Genomic DNA, 15648 nt, shown 5'->3' with positions numbered 1-15648 from the left:
GACATGCGGCGCAATGAGATCGGACCTGCCCGGACCCCGGCTCGACCGTGGTCGCGGCGCGCCGCGCGGGTCGGCGCCGCCGCGCTGGTCGTCGGCCTGGTGGGGATCGCGTCCCCGGCGGGCGCGCATGTCACGGTGACGCCTTCCACGACCGCGGCCGGCGCCCACGCCCTCCTCCAGTTCGCCGTCGGGCACGGCTGCGGGGACTCACCGACCACCAGGATCACCATCCAGATCCCGGCGCAGATCACCTCGGTCACCCCCACCCGGACCGCGCTGTGGAAGGTCACGAAGCAGACGGAGACCGTCGACCCGCCCGCGGTGGACGCCCACGGCAACAAGATCGTGCAACGGGTCGCCTCGGTCACGTTCAGCACGGACACCCCGCTCCCGGACGGCTACCGCGAGGTCTTCGAGCTCACGGTCCAGCTGCCCGAGGCCGGGACCAGGCTCGTCTTCCCGACCATCCAGACCTGCGAGCGGGGCGAATCCGCCTGGACGGAGGTCCCGCAGGACGGGAAGGACGTCGGCGAGCTCCAGCTGCCCGCCCCGAGCTTCGTCGTCGCCGCGCCCCTCACCGGCACTGACGGCACGGCCGGCGCGCACAACCACACGCTCACCGGCAACTCGGCCGCCACGCCCGCGCCGGCCAGAAACGACACCCTGACGCTCGCCGCGCTGGCGGCCGGCACCCTCGGCGCGCTCCTCGGCGGCGCGGCGCTCGTCCGACAGCGCCGCCGGGCATGACCGGCCGAGGACCGCGACGGGTCGGGGCGACGGCACTGCTGGTCCTGCTCTTCGTACCGGCGATGCTGCTCGGACTCGCCCAGCCGGCGCACGCGCACGCGCACCTCACCCGCAGCGACCCGGCCGAGGGCGCGGTGCTGCAGGCCCCACCCGACCGGGTCCTGTTCACGTTCGACGAGGCCGTCCGCGGCGTCCCGGGCGGCGTGCAGGTCTTCGACGCCCAGGGTGCGCTGGTCGAGGCGAGACCGGCCGTCAAGGGCACCGAGCTCGAGGTCGGCCTGCCGGGACGCCTGGGCGACGGCACGACCGTGATCACCTGGCGGGTCGTCTCCGAGGACGGGCACCCCATCAGCGGCGCCCTCACGTTCTCCGTCGGCGCGCCCACCCCCGTCAAAACCCCGGCCCCGAGCGACTCGGACAGCGTCCCCGAGGCCCCCTGGGCGCTGACCTTGGCCCGCGGGGTGGGCTACGTCGGTCTCCTGCTCGCGGCCGGGCTCGTCGCGTTCGCCGCCGTGTTCCTGCCCGCCGGCCCCGGCGTCGACCGCCCGCGCCGCCGCCTGGTCGTCGCCGCGCGCACCGCCGCGGCCGTCGCGGCCGTCGCGTGGCCGGCCGCGTTGCCGATCACCGCGGTATACCTGCTCGGCGGCGGGCCGGCGCTGCTCACCGAGGGCGCGACGTGGACGTCGCTGCCGCTGATCGAGTACGCCGTCGCCGCGGCCGTCACCGGCGGGCTGGCGCTCGCCGTGGTCCTGCTGGGTCCCGGGCCGGCCGCGCGGCGGCGGCGCGTCGCGGCGGTGACGGCCGCCGCGGTCGCGGTCGCGGCCCCCGCGCTGGTCGGGCACACCCGCGCGGCGAGCCCCGAGCTCCTCGCCGTCGGCGCGGACGCGCTGCACCTCCTCGCCGGCGGCGTCTGGCTCGGCGGACTCGCCGGCCTGGCGCTGACCCTGCCGGCCCTCTCCGGTCGGGGCGCCACCGCGGCCGAGGTGCTCGCCCGGTTCTCCACCGCCGCCGCCGGCGTCCTCGCGGCCCTGGTCGCCACGGGCTCGCTGCTCGTGTGGCGGATCCTCGGGTCCTGGACGGCGCTGGTCGACACCACCTACGGCCGGCTGGTCCTGGCCAAGATCGCCATCGTGCTGGTCACCGTCGCCATCGCGGCGTGGAACCGGTGGTCGCTCCTCCCCCGGCTCCAGCGGGCAGCGAACAAGACCAACCGGGAGGCGCGCTCCCGCCCCGTCGTGCGCGCCACCGCGATCGAGGGCACGCTCCTCGTCGCCGCCCTGCTCGTCACCGGCTTCCTCGTCGACACCAGCCCCGAGGGCGGCTCCCAGCCCGCGAGCGTGTCGGCCGAGGCCGCCGCCGACACCCACACGACCGCCCTGGGCGACATCACGGTGCGGGCCTCCCTGACCCCGCTCACCCGCGGCCCCAACACCGTCACCCTCCGGCTGAGCTCCGCGGCCGGCGAACCCGCCGAGGGCGTCGCCCCGCCGGTGGTCCGCCTGTCCACCGACGGGACGACGCTCGGCGACATCCCGCTGACCCAGGTGTCGGCGGGCCACTACACGGCGCAGGTCGTGCTCCCGGTGTCCGGGACGTGGCGGATGCAGGTGTCCCTGCGCGTCACCCAGTTCGCCAACCCCGTGGGCGAGCTGGAGTTCATCGTCAGAGGCTGACCGCGCCGGTCGTCCTTCAGCTCGACGTTCACCCCATGAGGCCCGGCCCGCCCGGACCGTGGTCGCCCGGGCGGGCCGGACCGTGGTCGCCCTGGCGGGCCGGGCCTCACGCGAGCGCGGCGGCGACCGTCTCCGCGGCGACCAGGCCGGTCACGAACGCGTGGGCCAGGCCATTGCCCGGCAGGTAGGTGCCGGGGCCGTCGCCCGAGATGCCGGCGGCGGCGCCGCCGGCCGCGAACAGGCCGGGGATCGGGTCGCCGCCGGTGCGCACGACGCGGGCGGCGGTGTCGATGGTCAGGCCGCCCTGGGTGTGCACCAGGCCGCTGGAGACGGCCGAGGCGTAGTACGGCGGGTGCAGCCGGCGCCGGGGGGCGGCGCGGCCGAGCCAGCAGGGCCCGTCCGCGGCGGCGTTGTAGCGCTCGACCTCGTCCGTCAGTGCGGCGGCGGGGAGGCCGAAGGTGTCCGCGAGCGCGTCGAGGGTGGTGAAGGTCGCGACCACGCCGGCCGCGAATGCCTCGGCGTAGGCGCCGTTGGCCAGCGCCCGGTGGTGGATCGGCTCGTCGAAGATCTCGACGCCGCGCCCGCCGGGCTGGGCGGCCAGCGACGCGGCGAACCCGGAGTTGGAGATGTCCTCGCGGGCGAAGCGGCGCCCGTCGGTGCCGACGATGATGCTGCCCAGGGCCGGTAGGGCGCCGCCGAGCCGGGTGCCGTACTTCGGGTTGAGGTGGCTGTGCCCCTCGTAGGCGGTCAGGTAGGCGGTGCCAGCGCCCAGCCGCAGCCCGATCTCCAGGCCCGTGCCGGTGCTGTTCTCGGAGCCGATGAAGTGGCTGTCGGCGGCGGCGTCGCCGATGTAGCGGCGCAGCAGGGCCCGGTTGGCGCCGAAGCCGGCGGTGGCGAGCAGGACGTGCCGGGCGCGCAGCCGGTCGTGGCCGGTCCCGCCCCGCCGGACGGCCACGTCGAGGGTGCCGTCGTCGGCGACGTTCACGTCGACCACCTCGGCGGCGTCCACGAAGTCGACGCGGTCGAGGCCGCGCACGTACGCCCGCAGGCCGGCGGTCAGCTCCTTCCCGGTCTCGGCCGGGGTGCAGTGCAGGCGCCGCACCGAGTGCCCGGCGTACGTGACGGCGTCGATGTGCAGGTCCAGGCCGACGGTGTCGGCCAGGGTGTGCACGACGTCGCGGGACCGGTCCGCCACCAGCTCGGCGACGGCGGGGTCGCACCGGCCCCGGTTCTGCCGCAGGATGTCGGCCAGCAGCGTCGCCGGCGAGTCGTCGATGCCGGCGGCCTCCTGGAACCGGGTGCCGGCGCCCTGGACCAGCCCGCCGGAGAACTCGGCGTTGCAGCCCCGCCGCAGGTCCTTCTCCAGCAGCAGGACGTCGACGCCGGACTGTGCCGCGGTGAGCGCGGCCAGCAGCCCGGCGGCACCGGCGCCGGCCACCACGAACGGCGCCGCCGGCTCGGTCATGACCTGCCCGCGATCTCGTCGGTGATCGCGGTGAAGAACCAGCTGTGGTGCTTGCCGTCGAACAGGTCGGAGCGGGCCGAGATCCACGGCTTGCGGCCGGCCGCCAGCGCCTCCGCCCGCTCGGCCCGCTGGGCCCGGATCGCGGCCTGGGCGTCGGCCAGCTTGCCCTCGGGGATCGTGTAGATCACCAGGTACTTCCAGGTCGCGCCCTCCTCGACCTGCTGGTCGGCGAGCTTGAACCGCTGCGCGGTGGCGAAGCCGTCGAGCTCGTCGACGACCTCGTGCACGTGGACGTCGCTGTACCAGGCGTTGAACTCGTCCTCGACCTCCGGGCGGGTGTTGCTGAGCACGATCATGACATTCGATGGCATCGAAGGTTTCTCCGTTCCCGGGAGGGGTGGTCGGTCAGGGCAGGTCCGCGGGGCGCGGCTGGTCGCCGTGCCAGCGCACCCGCAGGTGGTCGGCGAAGCCGGCGGCGAGCTGGTCGACGGGCATCGCGTAGATGAAGTTGAGCGACCGGCGCTGGAAGAGCCACCGTCCTTCGGACTTCACGTAGAGGTCGTGGTAGCGGTAGGCGGCGACGTGCAGGATCCCGGACGGCACCAGCTCGGCGTGCCCGGAGACCCGGCCGGCGACCCGCTCCCGCGGCGAGGCGCCCTCGACCGGGTCGAGCACCTGGCCGTGGTTGACGTGGTTGGTCAGGTCGTAGCGGCGCATGGAGCCGAGGAAGAACTCCCGGATGCCGTCCGCCCCGTCGACGACCCGGCCGGCCCGCTCGAACTGGGCGTCCGGCGCGAACAGCGAGATCAGCAGGTCGATGTCGCGGTCGTCGCGGGCGAGGGAGTACCTCGCGATCAGCTCCTGCAGGAGCAGGCGGTCCTCGACGGTCACGTCGAGCGGGGTCATTGCCTCACCTCACCAGGAAGAACTTGTCACGCAGGCGCATGACGAGCAGCACGACGGCGCTGGCGACCACGGTCATCAGCACGCCCAGGGCGGCCAGCTTGGGGAAGCTGCCACCGGTCCACATGTCGAGGATCACGAATCCCACCACCGGCGTGTGGGTGCCGGCGAGCATGGACGACGCCGTGATGTCGCCGGTCATGAGGACGAACAGCAGCGACCAGCCGGCGATCAGGCTGGGCGCCATCAGCGGCAGGAGGATCCGGCGGGTCGTGGTCGCGTCGCTCGCGCCGGCGACGGCCGACGCCTCCGTCAGCTGCGGGCCGATCTGCTGGTGCGCCGCCGAGGCGTAGAAGGTCGCCTGCGGGATGTAGAGGATCACGTACGCCAGCCCCAGCAGCAGGCTGGTGCCGGCCAGGTCGAACGGCGGACCCGCGAAGGCGACGATGAACGCCACCGCCAGCACGACGTGGGTCAGCGTCGACGGGATCTTCACGATGCCGTCGACCGCGCTGGCGGCGAGGCCGGCCCGGCGGGTGACGGTCTGGGTGACCAGCACCGCGAGGAGGACGGCGACGGTAGCGCAGACGACGGCCAGCACGAGGCTGTTGCGCAGGCCGCTCCAGACCAGCTCGTTGTCGACCAGGTACTGGTAGTTGACGAAGGTGAGCTTGTCCCACTGGATCCGGGCGCCCCAGAACCGCTGCAACGACACCAGGACCAGCCCGCCCAGCGGCAGCACCGAGGTCAGCAGCAGGAACCCGACCATCGTCAGCCGGGCCACCCACTTCCAGCGGCCGAGGGGCACGGCGGCGCTGGCGCTGGACCGGCCGGTGATGGTCGCGTGGGACTGCAGCGCGACCATCCGCCGCTGCACCAGCCAGCAGGCGCCGACGACGAGGATGACCAGGATGGACAGGCCGAGCGCGCCGCCGGTGTCCCGGGGGTAGTTGTGCGTCATGAGGTTGACGATCTCGACCGGCAGGATGTCGATGCCGGCGGGCGTGCCGATCACCAGCGGGATCGAGAAGATGGCCATGCCCATCGTCGCGATCACCAGGATGCTCGCCCCGATCGCCGGCCGCAGCGACGGCAACGTGATCCGGCGGAAGGTGGTCAGCGCGCCCGCCCCCGAGGACCGCGACGCCTCCTCCAGCGCCGGGTCGAGCGACTGCAGGCCGCTGGAGATCGTCAGATAGGCGTACGGCGTCAGGAACAGCACGTACGCGAAGATCAACCCCGGCCACGAGTAGATGTCGATCGGGCCCTCGGTCACCTTGACCCCGAACAGGTCCAGGAACTGGCGGATCCAGCCGTTGAGGAGCCCGGCCCGCGGCGAGGCCAGGAAGACCCAGCCGATCGCGCCGGCGATGGACGGCACGAACATCGGCATCAGCGGCAGCATCCGCGCCACGAAGCCCATGCGCGCGTCGGTGCGCTCGTTGATCCAGGCGAAGACCGCGCCGATCGCCAGCGCCAGCGACCCGCCGACGGCGACCGCGAGCACCGTGTTGCCCGCCATCCGCCAGGTTCTGCCGGCGGTGAGGACCTCGACGATCCTGTCCGCGGTGGAGTCGCCGCCGACGCCGAACACGCCGAGGACCGTCCGGCCGAGGGGGTAGACGATGACGAAGACGATGACGACCGTCGCGACCACGCCGCTGTACCAGAGAACTCCGCGACGGCGTGGGCGCGTGGCCGTGGCCGCGGCCGGCGCCGGCCGCATGCCGAGGTCAGCCGCCATCGGGCACCACCCACGCGGCGTCGGCGTCGAAGCCGGTGACGACGCCGGCGCCGGGCCCGCCCCACTCGTGGTAGCGGTCCCAGATCCGCACCGTGAGCTCGCCCACCTCGACCAGGTACTCGGTGTAGGCGCCGAGCAGGTGGCGGGCCTTCACCACGCCCTTCCACCCGTCGCGGGCCGACGTGTCCTGCGGCTGGAGCCACCAGTCGTTGGCCCGGGTCATCAGCAGCGCCGCGGGGCCGATGCCGGGCGGGCCGGGCACGTCCACCCGGCCGAGCACGGTCTGCAGGCCCACCCGGTCGGCCGACTGCGACAGCACCGTGCCCGCGATGAGGTTGCTCGTGCCGACGAAGTCGGCGACGTGGCGGGACATGGGCCGGAAGTAGATGTCCTGCGGGGTGCCGGTCTGCACGATCCGCCCGTGGTCCAGCACGACGATCTGGTCGGCCAGGTCGAGCGCCTCCACCTGGTCGTGCGTCACGTAGACCGCGGTGAACCCCCACTCCTCCTGCATGGCCTTGAGCTCGGCCCGGAGGTTCTCCCGGATCTTCGCGTCGATGTTGGACAGCGGCTCGTCGAACAGCACGACGCTGTTGCCCGCGACCAGCGCCCGGGCCAGCGCGACCCGCTGCTGCTGGCCGCCCGACAGCTGCCCGATCCGCCGGTCGGCCAGGTGCGCGATCCTGGTCTTCTCCAGCACCTCGGCGACCCGCCGCTGCACCTCGGCCTTGGCCGGCCGGGCACCCCGGGGGCCCGTGGTCAGCGGGTAGGCGACGTTCTGGGCGACGTTCATGTGCGGCCACAGCGCGTAGCTCTGGAACACCATCCCGACCGGACGGTTCTGCGTCTCCAGCACGACCCGGCCGTCGAGGACGGCGGTCTGGCCGTCCACCAGGATGGTGCCCGCCGTCGGCGTCTCGAGGCCGGCGATGCACCGCAGCAGGGTCGTCTTGCCGCAGCCGCTCGGGCCGAGCAGCACGCAGAACTGGCCGGCCGGCACCTCCAGGTCCACCTCCTGGAGGGCCGTCACCTCGGCATGCTTGGCGTCCCGGAAGACCATGTGCAGGCCGGAGACCCGGACTCCTGCCTGCACGGTGCCGGGATTACGGTGGAGCAGGTCAGGTGCCTGTATCACGAGGAGAGTCCCACGGCAGCGAGCAGCCGCGACTTGTCGGCCTGCATGGCGGCGGTGTCGGTGGCCCGGTAGTCCTTGGGCATCGGGATGCTTCCCGGGATGCCGGACAGCGGAGAGGCGGCGTAGCCCCGGTTGAGCTGCTCCTGCCCGGTGCGGGTGAGGAGGTAGCCGAGCAGCAGCTTGGCGGCGTTCGGGTGGGGGCCGTCGACGCTGGCCGCGGCGTACTGCTCGACGCCCACCGTCGGCGAGGGGGTCACCGTGGCCACCGGAGCGCCGGCGTCGACGACCTCCTTCACCCCGGACAGCACGTTCGGCACCATGAGGACGCGCTCCCCCGCCGCCAGCTGCTGGGCGCCCGGGACGGCGCTGTCGGTCACCGTCGGCTTCAGGGCGGCGAACCTGGTGAGCACGTCGGGCCCGTACTCGGTCTCCATCAGCTTCAGCCACGACAGGTAGAACGGGGTGTTGGCCGGGTTGACCAGGACCACCTTGTTCTTGAACTTGGGGTCGACGATCTTCTGCCAGGTGTCGACGTCGCTCTCCTTGACCTGGTCCTTGTTGTAGGCGATGCCGATCGGCTGGGTGTTGATGAGCGTGTACTGGTCCTTGTGGACGAGATCCTTCGGCCAGCTCGCGAGCATCGGCGCCTCCGGCTCGGTCAGCTTCGACCACCAGTTCTTCTTGACGCCGTCCTCGAAGAAGGCGGTCTGGGCGACGTTGATGACGTCGCCCTTCACCGCGCCGGCGTCCCGCTCGGAGGCGTAGCGCTGCATGAGGGTCGTCGACGTCAGCCGGACGACCTCGACGTCGATGCCGTAGGCGGCCTTGAACCCGGCGGCGACCTCTTTCACGGCGGCCTCGGGGATGGAGGTGTACCACACGACCTTGCCCTCGGCCTGGGCGGCGGCCTTGATGCTCGACTCGGCCAGCCCCTCCGCCTGCTCGGGCTTCTGGCCGACGGTCGAGTCGGCGGCGCCACCGCCACCGCAGGCGGCGAGCAGGAGGCCGGCCGCGGCGGCGACGGCGGCGAGACGGAATGAGGGCCGACGCCGCGACGATCTATAGGACGTCATTGATTCCACCTTCTCGAGTGGGTGAGCGGTGCCGGTCCTCGGGGTGTTGACCGCGCAACAGATTTCATGCTCACCATTTCAATGATTAGGCACAATCTACAGATGGGTGGCCGCCGTCACAACAGTCGACGTGCCTGGATTTCGGACCGCCCCCCGGTCATGGGAGTTCGAGCAGCGTGGCGTTGGCCATGCCGCCGCCCTCGCACATCGCCTGCAGGCCGAACCGCTGCCCCTCCCGGCGCATCCGGTGCACCAGGGTCGTCATCAACCGGGCGCCGGTCGCGCCGAGCGGGTGGCCGAGCGCGATCGCGCCGCCCTGCGGGTTGAGCCGCGCCGGGTCGGCCCCGGTCTCGGCGAGCCAGGCCATCGGCACGCTGGAGAAGGCCTCGTTGACCTCGTAGGAGCCGATCTCGGCCAGGGCGACCCCGGACCGCTCCAGGAGGGCGGCGGTCGCGGGGATCGGCCCGGTCAGCATCGCGACCGGGTCGGAGCCGACCACGGCCAGCGTGTGCACCCGCGCGAGCGGGGTCAGGCCCCACCGCAGCACCGCCCGCTCCGAGGCGACCAGGACGGCGGCGGCGCCGTCGGAGATCTGGCTCGCCAGCGCCGCCGTGATGCGGCCGCCCTCCCGCAGCGGGGCGAGCGCGGCCAGCTTCTCCGCCGTCGAGTCGGGTCGGGGCCCCTCGTCCCGGCGGAGACCGTGCACCTCGACGATCTCGGCGTCGAACTCGCCCGCCGCGGTCGAGGCCAGGGCGCGGCGGTGGCTCTCCAGCGCGTACTCCTCCATCGCCGCACGGGACAGGTCCCACCGCCGCGCGATCCACTCGGCGCCACGGAACTGGGAGATCTCCTCGTCGCCGAAGCGCTCGGCCCAGCGCCGGCCGCCGCGGGGGTGGGCCATCCCGCGCTCGACCCCCATCGTGGTCGGCGAGGCGATCGGGACCTGGCTCATCACCTCGACCCCGCCGGCGACCACGAGGTCCTGGGTGCCGGACATGACCGCCTGGGCGGCGAAGTGCACCGCCTGCTGCGACGAGCCGCACTGGCGGTCGATGGTCGTGGCGGGCACCGAGACCGGCAGACCGGCGGACAGCGCCGTGGCCCGCCCGATGTTGGACGCCTGCGGGCCGACCTGGCCCACGCAGCCCCAGATCACGTCGTCGACGGCCTCGGGCGGTGCACCCGTACGCGCCATCAGCTCCGACAGCACGGCCGCGCCGAGGTCGGCCGGATGGACGCCGGCCAGCGCCCCGTTGCGGCGCCCGACGGGCGACCGCACGGCGCCCACGATGAATGCCTGGAAGACCACGCGACTCACCTTCCCTTCCATTGCTCTCATAACTATGATGAGCATAGATTATGCCGATCGATCGGGGAGTTGTGTGAGACTCGGAGTGATCCTGGGCGATGTCCGGAAGAGCCTGCCGCCGGCGGAGCACCTCGACGCCCTGCTGCGCCAGGTCGAGGCGGCGCAGCGCAACGGCTTCTCGCACATCACGATGGGCCAGCACTTCCTCTACGGCGACCTGCGCTGGCTCCAGCCGATCCCGACGCTCGCGCGCCTCGCCGCCGAGCTGGACGAGCACGTCACCCTGGCCACGACGATCGTCCAGGCGCCGCTCTACCACCCGGTGATGCTGGCCGAGGACCTGGCCACGCTCGACATCCTCACCCGCGGCCGGCTCGTCGTCGGCATCGGCGCCGGCTACCGGCGGGACGAGTTCGACGCCCTCGGCATCGACTACACCCAGCGGTTCCGGATGCTCGAGGAGAGCATCACGATCATGCGGCAGGTGTGGACGCAGGACGAGGTCTCCTACGCCGGCAGGTACTGGACCGTGCGGGACGGGCACACCCACATCCGGCCGTTCCAGAGCCCGCATCCGCCGCTGTGGCTGGGCGCCATGGGCGAGCAGGGGGTCCGGCGGTCGGCCCGGCTCGGCGACGGCTGGCCGGTCACGCCCGAGATCCGGGGCCCCGAGCTGGTCCGGCTGATGTCGCTCTACGAGGACGAGCGGATCCGGCTCGGCCGCCCGCTCGTGCGCAACCCGCTCCGGCGCGAGATCATCCCCGCCGCCAGCACCGAGGCGGCCTACGAGCGGTTCGAGGCGATGGCCAAGGAGCGGCTGCTCGCGTACGCCAACCGGCAGCTGGCCACCCGCGACGCCGGCGAGCTCGACCGCGAGTTCCGGGAGGTCGCCCGCAAGGAGACCTTCATCGGCACGCCCGACGAGTGCGTGCGCCAGATCGCCGAGTTCGCGCGGGTCTTCCCGGTCGACCCGATCCTGGTCCGGGCGCAGTGGCCGACCATGAGCGGCGACGACGTCGTCGCGTACCTCGACGACCTCGGCCGCGACATCGTGCCCGCGGTCGCCGGGCTCACCTCGGTCGACCGGGTCGTGCGGGTCTGAGTTCTTCCCAACGTCACGAAGGAGGTTCGCAGTGGTCGCTCGGCAACCCGCGGCGGTCCTGAGCATCGGCTCGGGGTCGGCGTACGCGGACGACCGGCTCGACGCGGTCGCGGCCATGGCCGACAGCGGGCGGGTCACCTATCTGGGCTTCGACTGCCTGGCCGAGCGCACGCTCGCGCTGGCCCAGATCCGGCGGATGGCCGACCCGGCCGCGGGACACGACCGGCGGATCGGCGCGCTGCTGCCGCTGCTGCACCGCTACCTCGCCGCCGGCGGCCGGGTCGTCGGCAACTTCGGGGCGGCCAACCCCGGCGCCGCCCGGGACGAGTTCGCCCGCGGGCTGGCCCGGCTCGGCCTGCGCGGCGTGCGCATCGGCACGATCCACGGCGACGACGTGCGCCACGTGCTGGCCGACCACGACGTGGAGCTGCCCGAGCTCGGGGTGACCGTCAAGGAGCTCGGCGACCGGGTCGTGTCGGCGAACGCGTACATCGGCGCCGACGGCATCGTCGACTGCCTGCGCCAGGACGCCCAGATCATCCTGGGCGGGCGGCTGGCCGACCCGTCGCTGTTCGTCGGACCGATCTGCCACGAGCTGGGCTGGGCGCTGGACGACTGGGACCGCGTCGGGCTGGCCACCCTGGCCGGGCACCTGCTCGAGTGCGGCGTCCACTCGACCGGCGGCAACTTCGAGGACCCGCCCTACCGCGTGGTGCCCGACCCGCACAACCTCGGCTTCCCGATCGGCGAGATCACCGACGGCGCGGTGACCATCACCAAGCTGCCCGGCACCGGCGGCCTGGTCGACGCCATGACGATGAAGACCCAGCTGTACTACGAGATCCACGACCCGGCCACGTACCTCACCCCGGACGTCACCGCCGACTTCAGTGCCGTCGACGTGGACGACCTCGGTGGGGACCGGGTCCGGGTCACCGGCGCCAGGGGCCGGGCCCGGCCCGGCACCCTCAAGGTGCTCGTCGGCGTGGACCAGGGCTGGCGCGCGGTCGGCGAGATGTCCTACGGCGGGCCGGGCTGTGTCGCGCGGGCCCGCCGGGCCGAGGAGATCGTGCGCCGGCGGCTGGAGCCGTACGCCGCCGACATCGACGAGCTTCGCATCGACCTGCAGGGGGTGGATTCGCTGTACGGCGACCAGCTGCGCGGGGGATCCCCGAGCGAGGTGCGGCTGCGGCTGGCGGTCCGGTCGCGGTCGCGCGAGGTGGCGGCGACGGCCGCCCACGAGACCGAGCTGCTGTATTTCGGGCCCGCCGGCGGTGGCGGCAACACGACCTCGATCGTCCCGGCGATCGGGGTCACGCCGGCCTACCTGCCGCGGGAGCTGGTGCCGGTCGAGGTGGAGGTGAGCGAGTCGTGAGCACCGTCAAGCTCCGCGAGATCGCGGCGAGCCGGTCCGGGGACAAGGGCGACGTCAGCAACATCTGCGTCTTCGTCTACGACCCCGCGCACTATCCGGCGCTGGTCCGGGAGCTGACCGCCGAGCGGGTCGCGGCGGCGTTCGGGCCGATCGCCCGCGGCCCGGTCACCCGCTACGAGCTGCCCCGGGTGCACGGGCTGAACTTCGTGCTGCAGGAGGCCCTCGGCGGCGGGGTCTCGATGACGCTGCGGGTCGACCCGCACGGCAAGGCGCTGCAGTCGCTCATCCTCGACCTGGACATCGACCTGGACATCGACCTGGAGCCGACAGCGTGAGCGGCCCGGAGCGCAGCGGAGGGCCGCGAACCCATGGGTGCAGTGCCTGGCTCGCGGCGGCACCGGAGCGAAGCGGAGGTGACGGCGTGAGCGGAGTGGTGTCGCCGCGCTACCTCGGGCTCGACGTGCGGTGGCTGGTCGAGACGTGGGCGCGGCGGACGCCCGACCGGCCCTTCCTCACCTGGGCGCCGTTCGACGGCGAGGCACGGACGTGGACGCGGCGGGAGTTCGCCCACGACGTCGACCGGGTCGCCGGCGCCCTGGCCGCCGCCGGCCTGCGCCCGGGTGGGCGGCTCGCGATCGTGCTGCCCAACTCCCCGGCCTTCCTGATCACCTGGTGCGCCGTCACCTCCCTCGGCGCGGTCGCGGTCTGCCTCAACCCGAAGTCGTCCCGCGACGAGCTGGCGTACGCGCTGGGCCACAGCCGCTCCACGTTCGCCCTCACCACGGCCGACCGGGCCGGCGACGTCGCCGCCGCGGGACCCCGCGTGATCGTCGACGGCGACCCGGGCCCGGACGGCTTCGCGGCGCTGCTGGCGGCCGGCCTGGCCGCGCCGGCGGTGCGGACGGACTGGTCCGACCCGGCCAGCGTGCAGTACACGTCGGGCACCACGGCCCGGCCCAAGGGCGTGATCTGGTCCCAGGGCAACTGCCTGTGGAGCGGCCAGACCGGCACGGCCCACCAGCGGCTGTCCCCCGGCGACGTCAACCTGGTGCACCTGCCGCTGTTCCACACCAACGCGCTGTCCTACTCGTTCCTGTCGTCGCTGTGGTCGGGCGGCTCGCTGGTGCTCCAGCCCCGGTTCTCCGCGAGCCGGTTCTGGCCGGCCGCGGTCGAGCACGGCGCGACCTGGACGTCGGTGGTGAGCTTCTGCCTGCGGGCACTGCGGGTGCACGAGGTGCCCGAGCGGCACCGCTTCCGGGGCTGGGCCAACAGCTCCGTCGTCGACGCCGGCCCCGCCACCGGCGGCGTCCCCGTCATGGGCTGGTTCGGCATGACGGAGACGGTGTCGCACCCGGTGGTCAGCGACCCGCACCACCCCGTCGCCGCCGGGTCGATGGGCCGGGTGGCGCCCGAGTACGACGTCGCCGTGCTGGCCGAGGACGGCTCGCGGGCCCCCGCCGGCACCGCCGCCACCGGCGAGCTGCTGGTGCGCGGCGTGCCGGGCGTCTCGCTCTTCGCCGGTTACCTCGACGCGCCCGAGCTGACCGCGGCGGCCTTCGACGCCGACGGCTGGTTCCACACCGGCGACCGGGTCCGGGTGGCCGAGGACGGCAGCGTCTGGTTCCTCGAGCGGGACTCCGACGTGCTCAAGGTCGGCGGCGAGAACATCGGCGCCCCCGAGGTCGAGCGGGTGCTGCTCGGCGTCCCCGGCGTGAACGAGGCGGCGGTGGTGAGCCGGCCCGACCCGATGCTCGGCGAGGTCCCGGTCGCCTTCGTCACCGCCCGTCCCGGCGAGGAGGTGTCGGTCGCCGCCGCCGCCCGCCGCTGCGAGGAGCTGCTCACCCCGTACAAACGCCCCCGCGAGATCCGCGTCGTGGCGGAGCTGCCGCGGTCCACGTTGGACAAGGTGGCCAAGGCGACGCTCCGCCGCCAGCTGCTGGCCGAGGCGGGCACCGATGAGTAGCGGACCGCTGAGCGGCGTGCGGGTGGTCGAGCTGGCCGGCATCGGCCCGGGGCCGTTCGCCGTCATGCTGCTCGCCGACATGGGCGCCACCGTCGTCCGCGTCGACCGGACCGGCGGGCCCAACCCCGACTACACGCCCAACCCGGTGATCGAGCGGGGACGGCAGTCGATCGCGGTGGACCTCAAGACCGGCGCCGGCCTCGCGGTCCTCCTCGACCTGGTCGCGGCGTCCGACGTCCTGGTCGAGAGCTACCGCCCGGGGGTGGCCGAACGCCTCGGCTTCGGCCCCGACGTCTGCCACGCGCGCAACCCGGCCCTCGTCTACGGCCGGCTCTCCGCCTGGGGGCAGAGCGGGCCGCTGGCCCAGGTCGCCGGCCACGACATCAACTACATCGCCATGTCCGGCGCGCTGCACAGCATCGGACGCGCCGGCGAGCCACCCGTCCCGCCGCTCAACCTGATCGGCGACTTCGGTGGCGGGGCCGCGTCGCTCGCGTTCGGGATCGTCTGCGCGCTGTGGGAGGCGAGCGGCTCGGGGCGCGGGCAGGTCGTGGACGCCAACGTGCTGGAGTCGACCGCCGGCCTGATGGGGCTCGTCCACGGGCTGCGGGCGCAGGGACGCTGGTCCGGTGAGCGGGCCTCGAACCTGCTCGACGGCGGGTGCCCCTACTACGACGTGTACACCTGCGCCGACGGCCGGTGGATCTCCTTCGGCGCCATCGAGGAGCGGTTCTACCGCAACGCCCTCGAGGTCCTCGGCGGAGGGGATGACGCCGAGCTGGTCGACGCGCACAAGGACCGTGCCCGGTGGCCGGCACTCCGGGCCTTCCTCACGCGCGCGTTCGGGTCCCGGACGAGGGACGAGTGGGTCCGGGCGTTCGAGGGCGTCGACGCGTGCGTCGCCCCGGTGCTGGATCTCGACGAGGCCCGCCTGCACCCGCAGAGCGTCGCCCGGACGTCGTACGTCCCGATCCCCGACAGCGAGTATCACCAGCCGAGCGTGGCGCCGCGCTTCTCCAGGAGCAGGACGCCCGTCCCGCCGCGCGGGTCGCGTCCGGGCGCCGACACCAGGAGCGTGCTGACGGGCCTCGGCTATCCGCGGTCGAGGATCGACCAGCTGCTGGCCGGCGGGGCCGTCGCCGAACGGTGAGCGCGAGGT

General features: G+C 73.5%; 14 protein-coding genes. 7 read left to right on the top strand and 7 right to left on the bottom strand.

All coding sequences use genetic code 11. The features are described from left to right. Nucleotides 1–3: 3 nt before the first annotated feature. Both AB0J72_RS52900 and AB0J72_RS52895 read left to right on the top strand, forming a co-directional pair. The gene (locus AB0J72_RS52900) at nt 4–747 is read left to right on the top strand and encodes a YcnI family protein (RefSeq protein WP_363414869.1); all 744 of its coding nucleotides are present in this window, start codon (nt 4–6) and stop codon (nt 745–747) included. After that, a complete protein-coding gene (locus AB0J72_RS52895; RefSeq protein ID WP_363414866.1) occupies nt 744–2420 on the top strand; it encodes a copper resistance protein CopC in 1677 nt (558 codons plus the stop codon). The genes AB0J72_RS52900 and AB0J72_RS52895 overlap by 4 nt, the downstream gene beginning before the upstream one ends. A gap of 106 nt (nt 2421–2526) precedes the next feature. Here the strand turns inward: AB0J72_RS52895 and AB0J72_RS52890 are convergent, their stop codons facing one another. The 7 genes from AB0J72_RS52890 to AB0J72_RS52860 all read right to left on the bottom strand — a co-directional run bounded on the left by AB0J72_RS52890 (nt 2527) and on the right by AB0J72_RS52860 (nt 10049). Then, on the bottom strand, nt 2527–3885 hold the full coding sequence (locus AB0J72_RS52890) for an FAD-binding protein (protein WP_363414863.1): 1359 nt from the start codon (nt 3883–3885) through the stop codon (nt 2527–2529). Beyond that, nucleotides 3882–4256 (bottom strand): hypothetical protein, encoded by a 375-nt coding sequence (locus AB0J72_RS52885; protein WP_344502091.1) that lies wholly within the window; start codon nt 4254–4256, stop codon nt 3882–3884. The genes AB0J72_RS52890 and AB0J72_RS52885 overlap by 4 nt, the downstream gene beginning before the upstream one ends. Nucleotides 4257–4290: 34 nt before the next feature. After that, nucleotides 4291–4791, bottom strand: a complete 501-nt coding sequence (locus AB0J72_RS52880) for a nuclear transport factor 2 family protein (protein WP_363414859.1) — start codon at nt 4789–4791, stop codon at nt 4291–4293. 4 nt (nt 4792–4795) lie between these two features. Then, nucleotides 4796–6532, bottom strand: coding sequence for an iron ABC transporter permease (locus AB0J72_RS52875; protein WP_363414856.1), 1737 nt, complete (start codon nt 6530–6532; stop codon nt 4796–4798). Beyond that, nucleotides 6522–7625, bottom strand: a complete 1104-nt coding sequence (locus AB0J72_RS52870) for an ABC transporter ATP-binding protein (RefSeq protein ID WP_363414853.1) — start codon at nt 7623–7625, stop codon at nt 6522–6524. Before AB0J72_RS52870 ends, AB0J72_RS52875 begins: the two co-directional genes overlap by 11 nt. A gap of 38 nt (nt 7626–7663) precedes the next feature. After that, nucleotides 7664–8740 carry an extracellular solute-binding protein gene (locus AB0J72_RS52865; protein ID WP_363414851.1) on the bottom strand — a complete coding sequence of 359 codons (1077 nt, stop codon included), beginning with the start codon at nt 8738–8740 and terminating at the stop codon, nt 7664–7666. Nucleotides 8741–8897: 157 nt separating this feature from the next. Next, nucleotides 8898–10049, bottom strand: a complete 1152-nt coding sequence (locus AB0J72_RS52860; RefSeq protein WP_363414848.1) for an acetyl-CoA C-acyltransferase — start codon at nt 10047–10049, stop codon at nt 8898–8900. A gap of 73 nt (nt 10050–10122) precedes the next feature. Between AB0J72_RS52860 and AB0J72_RS52855 the strand changes: the two genes are divergently transcribed. The 5 genes from AB0J72_RS52855 to AB0J72_RS52835 all read left to right on the top strand — a co-directional run bounded on the left by AB0J72_RS52855 (nt 10123) and on the right by AB0J72_RS52835 (nt 15639). Continuing rightward, on the top strand, nt 10123–11151 hold the full coding sequence (locus tag AB0J72_RS52855) for an LLM class flavin-dependent oxidoreductase (protein WP_363414845.1): 1029 nt from the start codon (nt 10123–10125) through the stop codon (nt 11149–11151). Nucleotides 11152–11182: 31 nt separating this feature from the next. After that, a complete protein-coding gene (locus AB0J72_RS52850; RefSeq protein ID WP_363414842.1) occupies nt 11183–12526 on the top strand; it encodes an acyclic terpene utilization AtuA family protein in 1344 nt (447 codons plus the stop codon). Further along, entirely contained in the window at nt 12523–12861 is a 339-nt protein-coding gene (locus AB0J72_RS52845) for a hypothetical protein (protein ID WP_363414839.1), read from the top strand. The genes AB0J72_RS52850 and AB0J72_RS52845 overlap by 4 nt, the downstream gene beginning before the upstream one ends. A gap of 86 nt (nt 12862–12947) precedes the next feature. Further along, the gene (locus AB0J72_RS52840) at nt 12948–14489 is read left to right on the top strand and encodes an AMP-binding protein (protein ID WP_363414836.1); all 1542 of its coding nucleotides are present in this window, start codon (nt 12948–12950) and stop codon (nt 14487–14489) included. Beyond that, nucleotides 14482–15639, top strand: a complete 1158-nt coding sequence (locus AB0J72_RS52835; protein ID WP_363414833.1) for a CaiB/BaiF CoA-transferase family protein — start codon at nt 14482–14484, stop codon at nt 15637–15639. The genes AB0J72_RS52840 and AB0J72_RS52835 overlap by 8 nt, the downstream gene beginning before the upstream one ends. Nucleotides 15640–15648 lie beyond the last annotated feature (9 nt).

The organism is Dactylosporangium sp. NPDC049742 (assembly GCF_040674675.1).
Lineage (GTDB): Bacteria > Actinomycetota > Actinomycetes > Mycobacteriales > Micromonosporaceae > Dactylosporangium > Dactylosporangium maewongense.
Note: the sequence above shows the minus strand (reverse complement) of the source record. Positions and strands in the feature narration are given on the sequence as shown.

Bases quoted from the DNA above. Each gene is read 5' to 3' on its own strand.
- AB0J72_RS52900 (WP_363414869.1), top strand. From the start codon at position 4: ATGCGGCGCAATGAGATCGGACCTGCCCGGACCCCGGCTCGACCGTGG.
- AB0J72_RS52895 (WP_363414866.1), top strand. From the start codon at position 744: ATGACCGGCCGAGGACCGCGACGGGTCGGGGCGACGGCACTGCTGGTC.
- AB0J72_RS52890 (WP_363414863.1), bottom strand. From the start codon at position 3,885: ATGACCGAGCCGGCGGCGCCGTTCGTGGTGGCCGGCGCCGGTGCCGCC.
- AB0J72_RS52885 (WP_344502091.1), bottom strand. From the start codon at position 4,256: ATGCCATCGAATGTCATGATCGTGCTCAGCAACACCCGCCCGGAGGTC.
- AB0J72_RS52880 (WP_363414859.1), bottom strand. From the start codon at position 4,791: ATGACCCCGCTCGACGTGACCGTCGAGGACCGCCTGCTCCTGCAGGAG.
- AB0J72_RS52875 (WP_363414856.1), bottom strand. From the start codon at position 6,532: ATGGCGGCTGACCTCGGCATGCGGCCGGCGCCGGCCGCGGCCACGGCC.
- AB0J72_RS52865 (WP_363414851.1), bottom strand. From the start codon at position 8,740: ATGACGTCCTATAGATCGTCGCGGCGTCGGCCCTCATTCCGTCTCGCC.
- AB0J72_RS52835 (WP_363414833.1), top strand. From the start codon at position 14,482: ATGAGTAGCGGACCGCTGAGCGGCGTGCGGGTGGTCGAGCTGGCCGGC.